The following is a 14,875-nucleotide window of genomic DNA, read 5'->3' as shown; positions in this document are numbered from 1 at the left end:
TGGCGGTGGGCGCCATGAGCCGCGCGGCTTTCCCGCGCCAGGACCAGCGCACCCTGGCCGACGACGGCAACGAACTGCGGTTCTGCTCGACCTGCGCGTTCTCGCAGGCGTGCATGGACGAAGGCATGGACAAGGCCTCGCTGGGCGACCTGCACGTGCTGGTGGAGCATGTCGGCCCGTTCCACGCCGGCGAGTACATCTTCCGCGAGGGCGACCCGTTCGAGGCGATCGCCGCGGTGCGCGCCGGCACGGTCAAGACCAGCGTGGTCGATCGCGATGGCCACGAACACGTGCTCGGCTTCCACCTGCCGGGCGAGGTGATCGGTCTCAACGCGATCGACGGCGACCGCTATCCCTGCGATGCGGTGGCGCTGGACACGGTGATGCTGTGCCGGTTCTCGTTCCCGAAGATCTCGGTGCTGGCGACGCGCCTGCCCGGCCTGCAGCGGCAGCTGTTCCGCCTGCTCAGCCGCGACATCGGCCGCGCCGCGCTGCTGGCCGGCGACTGGTCGGCCGACCAGCGGATGGCCGCGTTCCTGCTCGGCGTGTCGCGGCGGCTGGCCGCGCGCGGGTTTTCGCCGAACCGCTTCCAGCTGACCATGCCGCGCACCGACATCGCCAACTACCTGCGGCTGGCGCCGGAAACCGTGAGCCGGGTGCTGCGCCGTTTCCAGGAAGAGGGGCTGTTGCGGGTCGAGCGCCGCGAACTGGAGTTGCTCGACCGCGACGCGCTCGACGCGCTGGCGGCGCCCGTATTGCGCGACTGACCCGCGCCGGCAACGCCGCGGTTGACCTGGATCAGGGACGGCCCGCGGTGCAGCGCCGACCATGGCGCAGTCCACAACGGGGAATCCATCATGTCCACCACCAAACGGCTTTGGCTGGGGCTTGCCGCCCTGCTCATCGCCAGCTTCGGCGTCATGCTGTGGCTCGGCTTCGAACTGCACCAGACCGCGCCGCCGATGCCCGAGCGCGTCGTCACCCGCAGCGGGCAAGTCGTCTACACCCGCGCCGACATCGAACAAGGCCGCCAGGTCTGGCAGAGCATCGGCGGCCAGCAATTGGGCTCGATCTGGGGCCATGGCGCGCTGGTCGCGCCCGACTGGTCGGCCGACTGGCTGCATCGCGAAGCGGAGGCGATGCTCGAACTCGACGCGCGCGCCAACACCGCCGAGCCGTATTCGATGCTCGATGCCCCGGCGAAGGCGCAATTGCAGGCCGCGTTGCAGGCGGAGCTGCGCGCCAACACCTACGACCCGGCCAATGGCGACATCGTGGTCAGCGACGTGCGCGCGCAGGCGATCAGCCAGGTCGCCGCGCACTACGTGAGCCTGTTCTCCAACGACCCGGCCACGCATGCGCTGCGCGAGGCCTACGCGATGAAGGAAGACACGGTGCCCGACCAGGAACACCGCCGGGCGATGACCGCGTTCTTCTTCTGGACAGCGTGGGCGGCGGTGACCAACCGACCCGACGGGACCATCAGCTACACCAACAACTGGCCCTACGACCCGCTGGTCGGCAACACCCCGACCTCCAGCTCGTTCATGTGGTCGATGTTCTCGCTGCTGTTCCTGCTCGGCGGCATCGGCCTGATGAGCTGGCACTACGCCGCCTACCACGGCAAGGAAGCGCTGCCGGTACCGCCCGCGCGCGACCCGCTGCTGGGCCTGAAGCCGACGCCGTCGATGCAGGCCACCGCCAAGTACTTCTGGGTGGTGATCGCGCTGTTCCTGGTGCAGATCCTGCTGGGCGCGACCACCGCGCACTACCAGGTGGAAGGCCAGGAAGCCTACGGCATGAAGATCGCCGAGATCCTGCCCTACTCGCTGACCCGCAGCTGGCATACGCAACTGGCGGTGCTGTGGATCGCCACCGCGTGGCTGGGCACCGGCCTGTACATCGGCCCGGCGATCTCCGGGCATGAGCCGAAGTTCCAGCGCGCCGGCGTCAACTTCCTGTTCGCCTGCCTGCTGGTCATCGTGGTCGGCGCGTTCGCCGGGCAGTGGTTCGCGGTGATGCAGAAGCTCGGCCTGGCCCACAACTTCTGGTTCGGCCACCAGGGCTGGGAATACGTCGACATCGGCCGCTTCTGGCAGGCGTTCCTGTTCGTCGGCCTGCTGCTGTGGCTGTTCCTGGTCGGCCGCGCGCTGTGGCCGGCGATCAGGCGCAAGGACGAGATGAGTTCCATCGTCGGCCTGCTGTTCCTGTCCACCATCGCGATCGGCCTGTTCTACGGCGCCGGCCTGATGTGGGGCGAGCACACCCACATCTCGCTGGTCGAGTACTGGCGCTGGTGGGTGGTGCACCTGTGGGTGGAAGGCTTCTTCGAGGTGTTCGCGGTGGCGGTGATCAGCTTCCTGTTCGTGAAGCTGGGCCTGCTGCGCGGCAAGACCGCGACCGAGGCGGTGCTGTTCGCCACCATCGTGTATCTGACCGGCGGCGTGCTGGGCATGTTCCACCACCTGTACTTCGTCGGCACCACGACCGCGGGCGTCGCGTTGGGTGCCGCGTTCTCGGCGCTGGAAGTGGTGCCGCTGGCGATCATCGGCCTGGAAGCCTACGAGACCTGGAGCCACAGCCGCGCCACGCCGTGGATGGCCCGCTACAAGTGGCCGATCATGTTCTTCCTGGCGGTGAGCTTCTGGAACCTGGTGGGCGCCGGCCTGTTCGGCTTCCTGATCAACACCCCGATCGCGCTGTACTACATGCAGGGCCTGAACCTCACCCCGCTGCACGGGCATACCGCGCTGTTCGGCGTGTACGGGATGCTCGGCATCGGCCTGATGCTGTTCTGCCTGCGCGGGCTGAAGCCGCAGGTGCAGTGGCATACCGGCCTGCTGCGCGGCGCGTTCTGGTGCTTCAACATCGGCCTGGTGCTGATGGCGCTGCTGACCCTGCTGCCGATGGGCGTGCTGCAGCTGCAGGCCGCGCTGGAGCACGGCTACTGGTTCGCGCGTTCGGCGGAGTTCATGAACCGTCCGATCATCGACATGCTGGTATGGATGCGCGTGCCCGGCGACACCATCTTCAGCGTCGGCGCGGTGCTGCTGGGCTGGTTCGTGCTGCGGCAGTGGCTCCTGCCCGCGCGCGATCCGGACTACGACCGCGCCCTCGCCGAAGGCCAGGCCGACGGCGAACGCTGAGCGCCTCCGGGGATGGCAGGGGCGGCCTTCGGGCCGCCCTTGTCGTTTACGGGACCAGCTGACCTGGATCAAGGCACGCGACACGGCCGGCGCGAACAATCGCCGCATGTCCGCAAGTCCGCCACCGATGCCCTCCGCCCTCTCGCCGCGCCTGCTCGCCGCCGCACCGCACCGCCTGCTGTTCTTCGTCGGCGCCGGCAACATCCTGCTGGCGATGCTGTGGTGGGCGGCCTGGCTGGCCAACACCCGCTGGCAACTGTGGGAGATGCCGCAACCGACGCCGTACGCCGGCTGGCTGCATGCCTTCGTCATGCAGTACCAGATGCTGCCCAGCTTCATCTTCGGCTTCCTGCTCACCGTGTTCCCGCGCTGGATGGGCCTGCCCGAGCTGCAGCGCTGGCGCTATGCGCCGGTCGGGCTTGGCCTGTTCGGCGGACAGCTGGCGACCCTGCTCGGCGCGCTCGGCTGGCAGTCGGGGATGGTGGTCGGCACCCTGATGACGCTTGCCGGCTGGATGGCCGGCATCGCCCACCTGCTGCCGCTGCTGTGGCGCGAGCGCGGCACCACCTGGCATGCGCGTTCGTGCATGGCCGCATTGCTGCTGGGCCTGGCCGGCCTGCTGCTGTGGTTCGCCTTCCTGCTCAACGAACAGCCGCTGTATGCCTTCGCCAGCATCAAGATCGGCACCTTCGGCTTCCTGCTGCCGGTGTATCTCACCGTCGCCCACCGGATGTTCCCGTTCTTCGCCGGCAACGCGGTGATGGGCTACCAACCGTGGCGACCGCTGTGGCTGCTGGCCGCGTTCTGGCCGCTGCTGCTCGCGCACCTGCTGCTCGAGCTGTTCCACGTCTATGCGTGGCTGTGGCTGGTCGATGTGCCGCTGTTCGCGCTGGCGCTGCTGATGAACTGGAAGCTGTGGCCGCGCGGCCGCATGCCGGGGCTGCTGGCGGTGCTGTTCATCGGCCTGGCCTGGCTGCCGCTGACCTTCGCGCTGTATGCGGGCCAGAGCCTGGCCTATGCGATGACCGGGATCTATTTCCTCGGTCGCGCGCCGGCGCATGCGCTGTTCGTCGGTTTCTTCGGCAGCGTGCTGGTGGCGATGGTGACGCGCGTGACCCAGGGCCATTCCGGGCAACCGCTGTTCATGCCGAAGGCGGCGTGGTGGGCGTTCGCCGCGGTGCAGGTCGTCGCCTTCGCCCGCATCGGCGCGGAGCTCGCCGACGATCCCGCCGCGTGGATGGCCTGCGCCGCGCTCGGCTGGCTGCTCGCGTTCGCGCCGTGGGTGCTGCGCATCGGCCGCATCTACCTGTCGCCGCGCGCCGACGGCAAGCCGGGCTGAGCAGGCCCGACCGGATGTTCGAGTTCTATCCGCAGATCAAGCTCTTCCACATGAGCGTCGCCCTGCTCAGCGGCGCGCTGTTCGCCCTGCGCGGCGCGTTCGCGCTGGGCGGCGCGCGCTGGCCGCAGGCGCTGCCGGTGAAGCTGCTGAGCTACGGCATCGACACCGCCCTGCTCACCGCCGCGCTGATGTTGCTGACCATCCTGCCGTGGGCGATGTTCGCCAACGGCTGGCTGGCGGCCAAGCTGGTGCTGGTCGTCGTCTATGTCGTGCTCGGCGTGTTCGCGATGCGGCCCGGGCGCAGCCAGCGCACGCGCGCGCTCTGCTACATCGCCGCGCTGCTGGTGTTCGCCCAGGTCTACGGCATCGCCCGCGCGCACAACCCGCTGGGCTGGCTGGCGTGAGCGGCGACGCCGCACGCGAGCGCCGTTGGGCGGCGGAGGCGATCGCGCAACTGCACCGCGAGGCCGCGCGTTCCGCCGACACCCACCTGCTGCACATGCGCTTCGCCGGCTTCCCCGGCATCGACTTCTATTTCAAGGACGAGGCCGCGCACCCGACCGGCAGCCTCAAGCACCGGCTGGCGCGTTCGCTGTTCCTGTACGCGCTGTGCAACGGCCGCCTGCGCGAAGGACAAACGGTCGTCGATGCCTCGTCCGGCAGCACCGCGATCTCCGAAGCCTGGTTCGCGCGGCTGCTCGGCCTGCCGTTCGTGGCGGTGATGCCGGCCAGCACCGCGCCGGCGAAGATCGAGGCGGTGCGCACGCTGGGCGGGCATTGCGAACTGACCCATGGCGATCAGTGCCCGCAGGCGCGCGCCCTCGCGATCGCCGCCGACGGCGCCTGCTTCCTCGACCAGTTCGGCCTGGCCGAGCGCGCCACCGACTGGCGCGGCAACAACAACATCGCCGAATCCATCATCGGCCAGCTGGCGCGCGAACCGCATCCGCAGCCGGCATGGATCGTCTGCGGTGCCGGCACCGGCGGCACTTCGGCCACCATCGGCCGCTTCCTGCGCTATCGCGGCCTGGAGACGCGGCTGTGCGTGGCCGAACCGTCGGGCCGCGCCTTCGCCCATGGCTGGCGCAGCCGCGATCCGCGGGCCACGGCCAGCCGCGACACCCTGATCGAGGGCATCGGCCGCGCGCGGGTGGAACCTGGCTTCCTGTTCGACGTGGTGGATGCGCTGGTCGAGGTCGGCGACGCCGATTCGATCGCCGCCATGCGCCTGCTGGAACGCCTGCTCGGCCGCCGCTACGGCGGCTCCTCCGGCACCAACCTGGTCGCCTGCCTGCAACTGGCGACCGCGATGCGCGAACGCGGCGAGGCCGGCAGCATCGTCACCCTGCTCTGCGATCGCGGCGAACGCTATGCCGGCACCCTGTTCGACGACGGCTGGCTGGCCGCGCACGGGATCGATCCGGCGGCAAGCGAGGCGCGCCTGTCGGCCCGGCTGCGCGCCGCCTGAGCCTCAACCCAGCAGGCGACGCGCCAGCCCCTGCAGCGCCTGCCACGAATCCGCCAGCCTGTCCTCGCGCGGCATGGTGTGCGCGATCAGCCTAAGCGCGCCTTCCAGCGCGCGCACGCGGGTCAGCAAGGCGTCGTAGTCGGCGGCGGCCACCAGCTCGAACTTGCGGTCCTGGCAGACGCCGATGCAGGGCCGCGGCGCATCCACCTTGCCGCAGCCGATGCAGCGCCAGCCCTGGATGCGCTCGGGCTCGGGCGCGGGCGCGTCGACGATGGCAGCCATCGCGTCCTTCATGGCGCCGCGCTGCCCTTGTATTCGACCTGCAGCCAGAGCTTGCGGGTATCGCGCGCATAGGCGTCGGCGCGGTAGTCGGCGAACTTCAGCAGGCCGCTCACGCCCTTGGCCAGCGGCAGGCTGAGCGACGCGTTCCATTCGCTGCCGTAGTGCGCATCGCCATGGTCGGCGCGGTAGTCGTGCCAGGCCAGCTGCCAGCCCATGCGCGCGCCGGCGCGCTCGCGGCCGAAGGCGCCGCCAAGGCCCAGATAGCGATCGTCCAGGCCGTTGGCCGGCGTGACCAGGAACTTGTCGGCCCAGCCGTTGAATGCGTGCAGGGTGGCCAGCGGCGTCTGCAGCGCGTGCGTGCCGTTGCCGCCGAGGCGTTCCCAGCCGGCGCGCGCGGTGATGCCGTGCATGGTGATCGCAGGTTCCAGCAGCCAGTAGCCGTGCGAGAACTGCAGCGGGTTGTTGGCGTGGTCCCGCTGGCGCGCGGTTTCCAGCGTCCAGCCGAACTTCGCCTGCGAAACCGGCACGCTGCCGCTCCAGCGCAGTCCGTATGTCGCAGTGGAGGCCGCCGCCACGTCGCGGTCCTCGTGCAGGTAGGCGTAGCCCGCCAGCTGCTGCGCGCCGTGCTTCCACGCGGCATTGAGCAGGTGGCTGGACAAGGCGCGCTCGCGCGCCAGCGGATCGCGGGCGTCGTCGCCGTTGATGCGGTGCACGCGGTCGAGGTAGGCATAGCGCAGGGCGAGGTCCTTGCGCGGGGCGAACTCCAGCGCCAGCGCGTCGAAGGTCTGTTCGTTCTGCCGCCAGCCGACGTTGCCGACCCAGCGCTGGTTGTCGAACAGCAGGCGCTGCCGGCCCAGCGCCAGGTTGCCGCGCGCGCCCTTCCAGCCCAGCCAGGCCTGGTTGAGTTCGGCGCCGTGCGGATCGATCACCGCCGGCAGCGTGCCGCGGCCGTTGGCGCCGCTGTTGTAGCGGTTGTTGCCGGCCACGCCCTCGCCTTCCAGCAAACCGTTCCAGCCGGATGCGGACGCGAAGCGCAGGCCGGCGCGCAGGCGCAGCGTATCCGCGCGCGCGGCATCGGCGAAGGCAGCGTCGTCGACCTGTTCATGGCGTGCGCGCAAGTCCCATTCCAGGGACAGTTTCGGGGTCTCGCGGGCCTGCGCCGGAAGCGCGGCGGCGCACAGCAGCAGCGGCAAATGGACGAACGATGGACGGGACATGGCTGTACTCTGGAGGCGATACGCACAGCCTCCGCGGCACGACCGTTCCGCGCGTTGATGCAGGTCAAGCCATGCGCCGGCGCTGGCGCGCGCGGCGAACCCGGTTGACCTAGGTCAACGCGCCGCGGTGGTGCCGAATCCAAGCTCGCATCGAGCCTTCGAACGCGCCGTGCGGCGCACTACCTGCCTCAAGGGGAATCCCGATGAAACGCGCCATCCCGCTTCTCGCCCTCAGCCTCGCCATCGCCATGGCCCTTCCCGCATGCAGGCAGGACGCCGCCGCCGACGCGAAACCGGCGACGGCAACGACCGACACCGGCGGCTCGGCCAAGGGCGACTTCGGCCCGCCGCAGGGTGCGCCGGTGGAAGCCGTGCTGACCTCGCCGCCGAACGTGCCGCCCGCGACCGGGCGCACCGCGCCGGCCAAGGTGATCGTCTCGCTGGACGTGGTCGAGAAGGAGATGCCGATCTCCGAAGGCGTCACCTACACCTTCTGGACCTTCGGCGGCACCGTGCCGGGCAGCTTCATCCGCGTGCGCCAGGGCGACACCGTCGAATTCCACCTGCGCAACATGCCGGACAGCAAGATGCCGCACAACATCGACCTGCACGGCGTGACCGGCCCCGGCGGCGGCGCGGCGTCCAGCTTCACCGCGCCCGGCCACGTCAGCCGTTTCAGCTTCAAGGCGCTCAACGCCGGCCTGTTCGTCTACCACTGCGCCACCGCGCCGGTCGGCATGCACATCGCCAACGGCATGTACGGGCTGATCCTGGTCGAGCCGCCGGAGGGCATGCCCAAGGTCGACCGCGAGTACTACGTGATGCAGGGCGACTTCTACACCACCGGCAAGTACCGCGAGAAAGGCCACCAGGGCTTCGCGATGGAGAAGGCGATCGACGAGCACCCGACCTACGTGCTGTTCAACGGCATGGAAGGCGCGATGACCGGCGACAAGGCGCTGACCGCCAAGACCGGCGAGAAGGTGCGCCTGTACGTCGGCAACGGCGGGCCGAACCTGGTGTCCAGCTTCCACGTGATCGGCGAGATCTTCGACAAGGTCTGGTACGAGGGCGGCACCAAGTACCAGGAGAACGTGCAGACCACGCTGATTCCCGCCGGCGGCGCGGCCATGATGGAATTCCACATGGAGGTGCCGGGCAGCTACGTGCTGGTCGACCACAGCATCTTCCGCGCCTTCAACAAGGGCGCGCTGGCGATCCTCAAGGCCGACGGCCCCGAGGACAAGACGATCTACTCCGGCAAGGAAGTCGATGCGGTCTACCTGGGCGACCAGGCCGCCGGCACCAGCCGCGCGCCGGTGGCCGCGGCCGCCGCGTCCGCGAAGACCGGCAACCTGACCAAGGAAGAGCAGATCGCCGCCGGCAAGGTGCTGTTCGCCGGCACCTGCTCGACCTGCCACCAGCCGGACGGCGCGGGCCTGCCCGGCGTGTTCCCGCCGCTGGCCGGCTCCGACTTCATCAAGGCCAACCCGAAGCGGGTGCCGCAGATCATCCTGCACGGCCTGGTCGGCCCGGTGAAGGTCAACGGCAAGGACTACAACTCCAACATGCCGCCGATGAGCCAGCTGACCGACGACGAGGTGGCCAACATCGGCACCTACGTGCTCAACAGCTGGGGCAACCCCGGCGGCCAGGTGAGCAAGGCCGATGCCGCCGCCGCGCGCGCCGCCAAGCCCGCCAACGGCTCGGACGGCCACTGAGATGCGCCGGCTCGCCGCCCTGCTGCTGTGCGTGCTGCCGCTGGCGGGCCAGGCCGCCGGCGACGGCTACGCCCGGCTGCCGGGCGGCGGGTTCCGCTCCGCGCTCAAGTACGAAGACCGGCAGTCCGTGCGCATCGCGCCGTTCCGGCTGATGCAGACGCCGGTCACCAATGCGCAGTTCCTGGCATTCGTGAACGCCAACCCGCAATGGCAACGCGGCAAGGCGCCCTCGGTGTTCACCGAGGCGCGCTACCTGCAGCACTGGGCCGGGCCGCAAACGCTCGGCGCGAACGCCTTGCCGCAGCAACCGGTGGTCAACGTCAGCTGGTTCGCCGCCGATGCCTATTGCAAGGCGCAGGGCGCGCGCCTGCCGAGCTGGAACGAGTGGGAATACACGGCCGCCGCCGACGAACTGCGCAAGGACGCGCGCAAGGATCCGGTGTGGCGCGAACGCATCCTCGCCTGGTATTCGCGTTCGTCGAAGACGGCGCTGCCGCGGGTCGGCCTGCAGGCCGCGAATGCGTACGGCGTGCGCGACATCCATGGCCTGGTCTGGGAATGGACCGGCGACTGGTCCTCGCTGCTGGTCGATGGCGACAACCGCAAGCAGGGCGATGCCGACAAGGCCAAGTTCTGCGGCGCCGGCGCGCTGTCGATGGACGACCGCGACAACTACGCGGTGCTCATGCGGGTGGCGATGCTGTCCTCGCTGGAAGGCGCCGACGTCACCCCCAACCTGGGATTCCGCTGCGCGAGGGATGCACGATGAAGACCCTGTTGCTGTCCGCCCTGCTCGCACTGGCCGCCGCACCCGCGGCTGCGCGCGATGCGCCCTTGCCCGCGGATTCGGTGTACCAGCTGCAGGCGACGCTGGTCGACCAGGCTGCGCGCAAGACCGAATGGCGCGCCCTGCGCGGCAAGCCGCGGCTGGTGGCGATGTTCTACACCTCCTGCCAGTACATCTGCCCGCTGATCGTGGACAGCGGCAAGGCGGTCGAGCGCCAGCTCGCGCCGGCCGAGCGCGCGCGCATCGGCATCGTCCTGGTCAGCATGGACCCGGCCCGCGACAGCCCGAAGGCGCTGCAGGCCGTGGTCGACAAGCGCAAGCTGGACGGCGGGCGATGGACCTTGCTGGCGCCGCAGGCGGACGACGTGCGCGGCATCGCCGCGGTGCTCGGCGTGCGCTACCGGCAACTCGCGGACGGCCAGTTCAACCACAGCAGCGCGCTGGTCTTGCTGGATGCCGACGGCCGGGTGCTGGCGCGCACCGAGAAGATGGGCACCCAGCCGGATCCCGAATTCGTCGCCGCCGTGCGCCGCGCAGCCGCGGCGAAGTAACTCAGGCGCGCGAACGCCGCCCCGCATCGCGCGCGAGCTCGGCCTCGCAACCGCTGGCCGCGGCATGCAGGCGCTTCGCGTCCAGCACCCGCACCCGGCGGCCGTGCACGTCGATCACGCCCTCTTCGTGCATGCGGCTGAAGCTGCGGCTCACGGTTTCCAGCGCCAAGCCCAGGTAGCGGGCGATCTCGTCGCGGCTCATCGGCAGCTGGAAATCGTCGGCGGGCCGCCCGATCCGCCGGTAGCGCTCGCCCAGCCCGTGCAGGAACAACGCGATGCGCTCGCTGGCCTGGCGGCGCGAGAGGACATCGACATGGTCGTGGTCGCGGTCCGTGCTCTGGCCCATCACCCGCAGCAACTGCTGCTGCAGGCTGGGCAATTCGCTGGCCACGCTGGCCAGGCTGGCGAACGGCAGTTCGCAGACGCGGGCCTCGGTCAGGGCGACCGCCTCGCAGCGGTGGCGGCCGCTGCCGAGCGCGTCCAGCCCGAACAGCTCGCCCGGCAGGTGGAAGCCCAGCACGTGCTCATCGCCGGCCTCGTTGACGCCGACGGTCTTGAAGGCGCCTTCGCTGGCCACGTACACCGAGCCCAGCGGGTCGCCCGCGCGGAACAGCGATTCGCCGGGCTTCAGCGGCTTGCGCCGTTGCACGACCGCTTCCAGCCGGCCCAGGTCCGGGCCATCGACGCCGGCCGGCAGGCACAGCCGCTGCAACGAGCACTCCGCGCAACTGCGGCGCAGGCGGGCCAGGTCCAGGGGGATCGCTGCGCTGTCGGCTGACATGGCCGCCATTATCGGCGATCCGCGCGGCGGATGCCCGCGCGGACAAGTCAAGGCCCGCGATTTGATCCAGGTCAAGCTGGTACGGCGCGCAACCAGTAGCATATCCGCGGACTTCCGGAGGCACGCATGCAGGCTGTCAGCGAAACCTACAACGACAAGGTGGTGAAGCAGTTCGCCATCGCCACGATCCTCTGGGGCATCGTCGGCATGCTCGTCGGCGTGTTCATCGCCGCCCAGCTGTACTGGCCGACCCTCGGCGAGGGCATTCCCTGGCTCAGCTACGGCCGCCTGCGCCCGCTGCACACCAACGCGGTGATCTTCGCCTTCGGCGGCAGCGCGCTGTTCGCGACCAGCCTGCACGTGGTCCAGCGCACCTGCCACGTGCGCCTGCTCAGCGACAAGCTGGCCGCCTTCGTGTTCTGGGGCTGGCAGGCGGTGATCGTGGCCGCCGCCATCACCCTGCCGCTGGGCTACACCCAGGGCAAGGAATACGCCGAGCTGGAATGGCCGATCGACATCCTGATCGCGGTGGTGTGGGTCTCGTACGCCTGGCTGTTCTTCGGCACCATCGCCAAGCGCCGCGTGCAGCACATCTACGTGGCCAACTGGTTCTACGGCGGCTTCATCCTCGCCGTGGCGCTGCTGCACATCGTCAACAACATCGCGATGCCGGCCGGCGCCATGAAGTCCTACTCCGCCTACAGCGGCGCGGTCGACGCGATGGCGCAGTGGTGGTACGGCCACAACGCGGTCGGTTTCTTCCTGACCGCCGGCTTCCTCGGGATGATGTACTACTTCGTGCCGAAGCAGGCGCAGCGGCCGATCTATTCCTACCGCCTGTCGATCGTGCACTTCTGGGCGCTGATCGCGGTCTACATGTGGGCCGGCCCGCACCACCTGCAGTACACCGCGCTGCCGGACTGGGCGCAGTCGGTGGGCATGGTGTTCTCGCTGATCCTGCTGGCGCCGAGCTGGGGCGGCGCGATGAACGGCATCCTCACGCTGTCCGGCGTGTGGCACAAGCTGCGCACCGACCCGATCCTCAAGTTCCTGATCGTCGCCATCAGCTTCTACATGATCGCCACCTTCGAGGGGCCGATGATGTCGATCAAGACGGTCAACTCGCTGTCGCACTACACCGACTGGACCGTGGGCCACGTCCACGCCGGCGCGCTGGGCTGGGTGGCGATGATCTCGATCGGTTCGCTGTACGCGCTGCTGCCGCGCCTGCTCGGCAAGGCCTCGATGCACTCGACCAGGTGGATCGATACCCATTTCTGGCTGCACACCCTGGGCGTGGTGTTCTACATCGCCTCGATGTGGATCGCCGGCGTCATGCAGGGGCTGATGTGGCGCGCCACCAACCCCGACGGGACGCTGACCTACACCTTCGTCGAGGCGCTCAACGCCACCTATCCCTATTACCTGGGCCGTCTGTTCGGCGGGCTGCTGGTGCTGGCCGGGATGTTGCTGATGGCCTGGAACACCTGGCTGACCGCGCGCGGCGCCACCGAAACCGAGCAAGCCGTGCTGCCGCCCGACGCCTCCGAAGCGCGCGCCTGAGGACCCCATGAGCGAACACCACAATCCCCACGAGAAGATCGAGAAGAACGTCGGCCTGCTGGCGGTGCTGATCGCGGTCGCGGTTTCGTTCGGCGGCCTGGCCGAGATCGTGCCGCTGATGTTCCAGGCCGAGACGATCAAGCCGCTGCCCGGGGTGAAGCCCTACCCCGCGCTGCAGCTGGCCGGTCGCGACGTGTACATCCGCGAAGGCTGCTACAACTGCCATTCGCAGATGGTGCGCACCCTGCGCTTCGAGACCGAACGCTACGGCCACTACTCGCTGGCCGGCGAGTCGGTCTACGACCGCCCCTTCCAGTGGGGCAGCAAGCGCACCGGGCCCGACCTGGCGCGCGTCGGCGGCCGCTATTCCGACGACTGGCACCGCGTGCACCTGATGAACCCGCGCGACGTGGTGCCCGAGTCCAACATGCCCAGCTTCCCGTGGCTGGCCGAAAACAAGGTCGATGGCGAAACCGTGCAGGACCACATGCGCGCGCTGCAACGCCTCGGCGATCCGTACACCGATGCCGAGATCGGCAAGGCCGCGACCGACGTCGCCGGCAAGACCGAACTGGATGCCGTGGTGGCCTACCTGCAGGGCCTCGGCAAGCACGCACCGAAGGGAGGCTGAGATGGTTGCCGGCATCATCACCACGTTGTTGCTGCTCGTGTTCCTGGCCGGCTGGGCCTGGGCCTGGAGCCCGCGCCGCAAGCCGGGCTTCGACGAGGCCGCGCGCCTGCCGCTGTCGGACGGGATGGAGGACCGCCCATGATGAGCACAGGCTGGTCGTGGTACGTCATCGTGCTGGTCGCGCTCAACATCGGCGGCTGCGCCTGGCTGCTGTGGTGGACCGCCAAGCGCCGCCCCGGCGATCCCAAGCCGGAAGACACCAGCCATGTCTGGGACGGCGACATCACCGAATACAACAAGCCGCTGCCGCGCTGGTGGATCAACCTGTTCTACCTGACCATCGCGTTCGCCATCGGTTACCTGGTCTGGTATCCGGGCCTGGGCAATTTCGCCGGCAAGTCCGGGTGGACCTCGGCCGGCGAGCATGACCGCGACAAGGCCGCGTACAACGCCAAGCTCGAGGAGACCTTCGCGCCGTACAAGGGCCAGTCGATCGACGTGCTCGCCCGCGATCCGGCGGCGTTGAAGCTGGGCCGCTCGATCTTCGGCAATACCTGCTCCACCTGCCATGGCTCGTCGGCGCAGGGCGCGATCGGCTACCCGAACCTGTCCGACAAAATCTGGCACTGGGGCGGCAGTCCGGAGCGCGTGCTGGAAACGGTGATGAAGGGCCGCGAGGGCGTGATGGCGCCGTGGGGCACCGTGCTCACCGGGATGGGCGGCGAACATGCGGTGGACAACGTGGTCGCCTACGTGCGCACCCTGTCCACCCCGGGGCAGAGCCTGCAGAACAACTACATGGCGGCGCAGGGCCAGAAGCTGTTCGACAACATCTGCGCCGCCTGCCACGGCAAGGACGGCAAGGGCAACCAGCAACTCGGCGCCCCCGACCTGACCGATGCCTACTGGCTGTACGGCGACAGCACCGCCGCGCTGCGCGAGACCATCGTCAACGGCCGCCACGGCTCGATGCCGGCGCACGGCCCGCTGCTCGGCGAAACCCGCGCGCGGCTGGTGGCGGCGTACGTGTGGTCGCTCTCGAACGGCAACGCCAAGGGCGCGGGCACCCCGCGCTAGACTGAGCCGATGGCCGACCATACCGCGCCCCGCTTCGACCACCCGCCGCGCCCGATGGCGCAGCGGGTCGGCGCCATCCTGTGGCCGAGCTTCTTCGCCGCCGGGGTGGCGACGATGGTGTTCTTCGCCTTCGTCGACCCGCTGGCGCTGCGCGACATGACCTTCCCGAACATCGAAATCAGCCGCGGCCTGGGCTACAGCATCGGCTTCTTCATGTTCTGGCTGGCCACCGCCGCTTCCAGCCTCTTCACCTGGATCCTGCTGCGCCCGGCCAGCCGCTTCAACCGGCCGCTGCCGCCGCAGTAAACACGC

Annotated in this window: 16 protein-coding genes; 13 read left to right on the top strand and 3 right to left on the bottom strand. The window is 69.4% G+C overall.

All coding sequences use genetic code 11. The features are described from left to right. Positions 1-14: 14 nt before the first annotated feature. From FHQ07_RS13200 to FHQ07_RS13180, 5 genes are all read left to right on the top strand, one after another. Positions 15-767 carry a helix-turn-helix domain-containing protein gene (locus tag FHQ07_RS13200; RefSeq protein WP_139717432.1) on the top strand — a complete coding sequence of 251 codons (753 nt, stop codon included), beginning with the start codon at positions 15-17 and terminating at the stop codon, positions 765-767. 90 nt (positions 768-857) lie between these two features. After that, positions 858-3,146, top strand: coding sequence for a nitric-oxide reductase large subunit (locus tag FHQ07_RS13195; RefSeq protein ID WP_139717430.1), 2,289 nt, complete (start codon positions 858-860; stop codon positions 3,144-3,146). A 106-nt stretch (positions 3,147-3,252) separates the two neighbouring features. Beyond that, on the top strand, positions 3,253-4,485 hold the full coding sequence (locus tag FHQ07_RS13190) for an NnrS family protein (protein ID WP_139717429.1): 1,233 nt from the start codon (positions 3,253-3,255) through the stop codon (positions 4,483-4,485). A gap of 14 nt (positions 4,486-4,499) precedes the next feature. After that, positions 4,500-4,889: a SirB2 family protein gene (locus FHQ07_RS13185; RefSeq protein WP_139717427.1), complete on the top strand. Its 390-nt coding sequence runs from the start codon at positions 4,500-4,502 to the stop codon at positions 4,887-4,889. After that, a complete protein-coding gene (locus tag FHQ07_RS13180; RefSeq protein WP_240703501.1) occupies positions 4,886-5,953 on the top strand; it encodes a PLP-dependent cysteine synthase family protein in 1,068 nt (355 codons plus the stop codon). The genes FHQ07_RS13185 and FHQ07_RS13180 overlap by 4 nt, the downstream gene beginning before the upstream one ends. Positions 5,954-5,956: 3 nt before the next feature. Here the strand turns inward: FHQ07_RS13180 and FHQ07_RS13175 are convergent, their stop codons facing one another. Then, entirely contained in the window at positions 5,957-6,235 is a 279-nt protein-coding gene (locus tag FHQ07_RS13175) for a hypothetical protein (protein WP_139717425.1), read from the bottom strand. Between the two features lie 8 nt (positions 6,236-6,243). Beyond that, a complete protein-coding gene (locus tag FHQ07_RS13170) occupies positions 6,244-7,452 on the bottom strand; it encodes an alginate export family protein (RefSeq protein ID WP_139717424.1) in 1,209 nt (402 codons plus the stop codon). Between the two features lie 203 nt (positions 7,453-7,655). Here FHQ07_RS13170 and nirK point away from each other — a divergent pair, with 203 nt between their 5' ends. The 3 genes from nirK to FHQ07_RS13155 are packed head-to-tail and all read left to right on the top strand — an operon-like array spanning position 7,656 to position 10,511. Further along, on the top strand, positions 7,656-9,173 hold the full coding sequence (nirK, locus tag FHQ07_RS13165; RefSeq protein WP_139717422.1) for a copper-containing nitrite reductase: 1,518 nt from the start codon (positions 7,656-7,658) through the stop codon (positions 9,171-9,173). Position 9,174: 1 nt separating this feature from the next. Continuing rightward, positions 9,175-9,942, top strand: a complete 768-nt coding sequence (locus FHQ07_RS13160) for a formylglycine-generating enzyme family protein (RefSeq protein WP_139717421.1) — start codon at positions 9,175-9,177, stop codon at positions 9,940-9,942. Further along, the gene (locus tag FHQ07_RS13155; protein ID WP_139717409.1) at positions 9,939-10,511 is read left to right on the top strand and encodes an SCO family protein; all 573 of its coding nucleotides are present in this window, start codon (positions 9,939-9,941) and stop codon (positions 10,509-10,511) included. Before FHQ07_RS13160 ends, FHQ07_RS13155 begins: the two co-directional genes overlap by 4 nt. A 1-nt stretch (position 10,512) precedes the next feature. Here FHQ07_RS13155 and FHQ07_RS13150 read toward each other — a convergent pair whose 3' ends face one another. Continuing rightward, a complete protein-coding gene (locus FHQ07_RS13150; RefSeq protein ID WP_168191566.1) occupies positions 10,513-11,292 on the bottom strand; it encodes a helix-turn-helix domain-containing protein in 780 nt (259 codons plus the stop codon). Positions 11,293-11,418: 126 nt separating this feature from the next. Here FHQ07_RS13150 and ccoN point away from each other — a divergent pair, with 126 nt between their 5' ends. From ccoN to FHQ07_RS13125, 5 genes are read left to right on the top strand one after another with little or no spacing between them, the layout of a single operon-like run. Beyond that, complete coding sequence (gene ccoN / locus FHQ07_RS13145) at positions 11,419-12,855, top strand: cytochrome-c oxidase, cbb3-type subunit I (protein WP_139717405.1); 1,437 nt, start codon at positions 11,419-11,421, stop codon at positions 12,853-12,855. Between the two features lie 7 nt (positions 12,856-12,862). Then, positions 12,863-13,486 carry a cytochrome-c oxidase, cbb3-type subunit II gene (gene ccoO, locus FHQ07_RS13140; RefSeq protein ID WP_139717403.1) on the top strand — a complete coding sequence of 208 codons (624 nt, stop codon included), beginning with the start codon at positions 12,863-12,865 and terminating at the stop codon, positions 13,484-13,486. Position 13,487: 1 nt separating this feature from the next. Continuing rightward, positions 13,488-13,628 (top strand): cbb3-type cytochrome oxidase subunit 3, encoded by a 141-nt coding sequence (locus FHQ07_RS13135; protein WP_139717402.1) that lies wholly within the window; start codon positions 13,488-13,490, stop codon positions 13,626-13,628. Beyond that, positions 13,628-14,563, top strand: coding sequence for a cytochrome-c oxidase, cbb3-type subunit III (gene ccoP, locus FHQ07_RS13130; RefSeq protein ID WP_139717400.1), 936 nt, complete (start codon positions 13,628-13,630; stop codon positions 14,561-14,563). The genes FHQ07_RS13135 and ccoP overlap by 1 nt, the downstream gene beginning before the upstream one ends. Before the next feature lie 9 nt (positions 14,564-14,572). Further along, entirely contained in the window at positions 14,573-14,869 is a 297-nt protein-coding gene (locus tag FHQ07_RS13125) for a hypothetical protein (protein ID WP_139717398.1), read from the top strand. Positions 14,870-14,875: the final 6 nt, after the last annotated feature.

The sequence above is a fragment of the Thermomonas aquatica genome (genome assembly GCF_006337105.1).
Taxonomy (GTDB): domain Bacteria; phylum Pseudomonadota; class Gammaproteobacteria; order Xanthomonadales; family Xanthomonadaceae; genus Thermomonas; species Thermomonas aquatica.
This window is presented reverse-complemented; position numbering and strand designations above follow the sequence as displayed.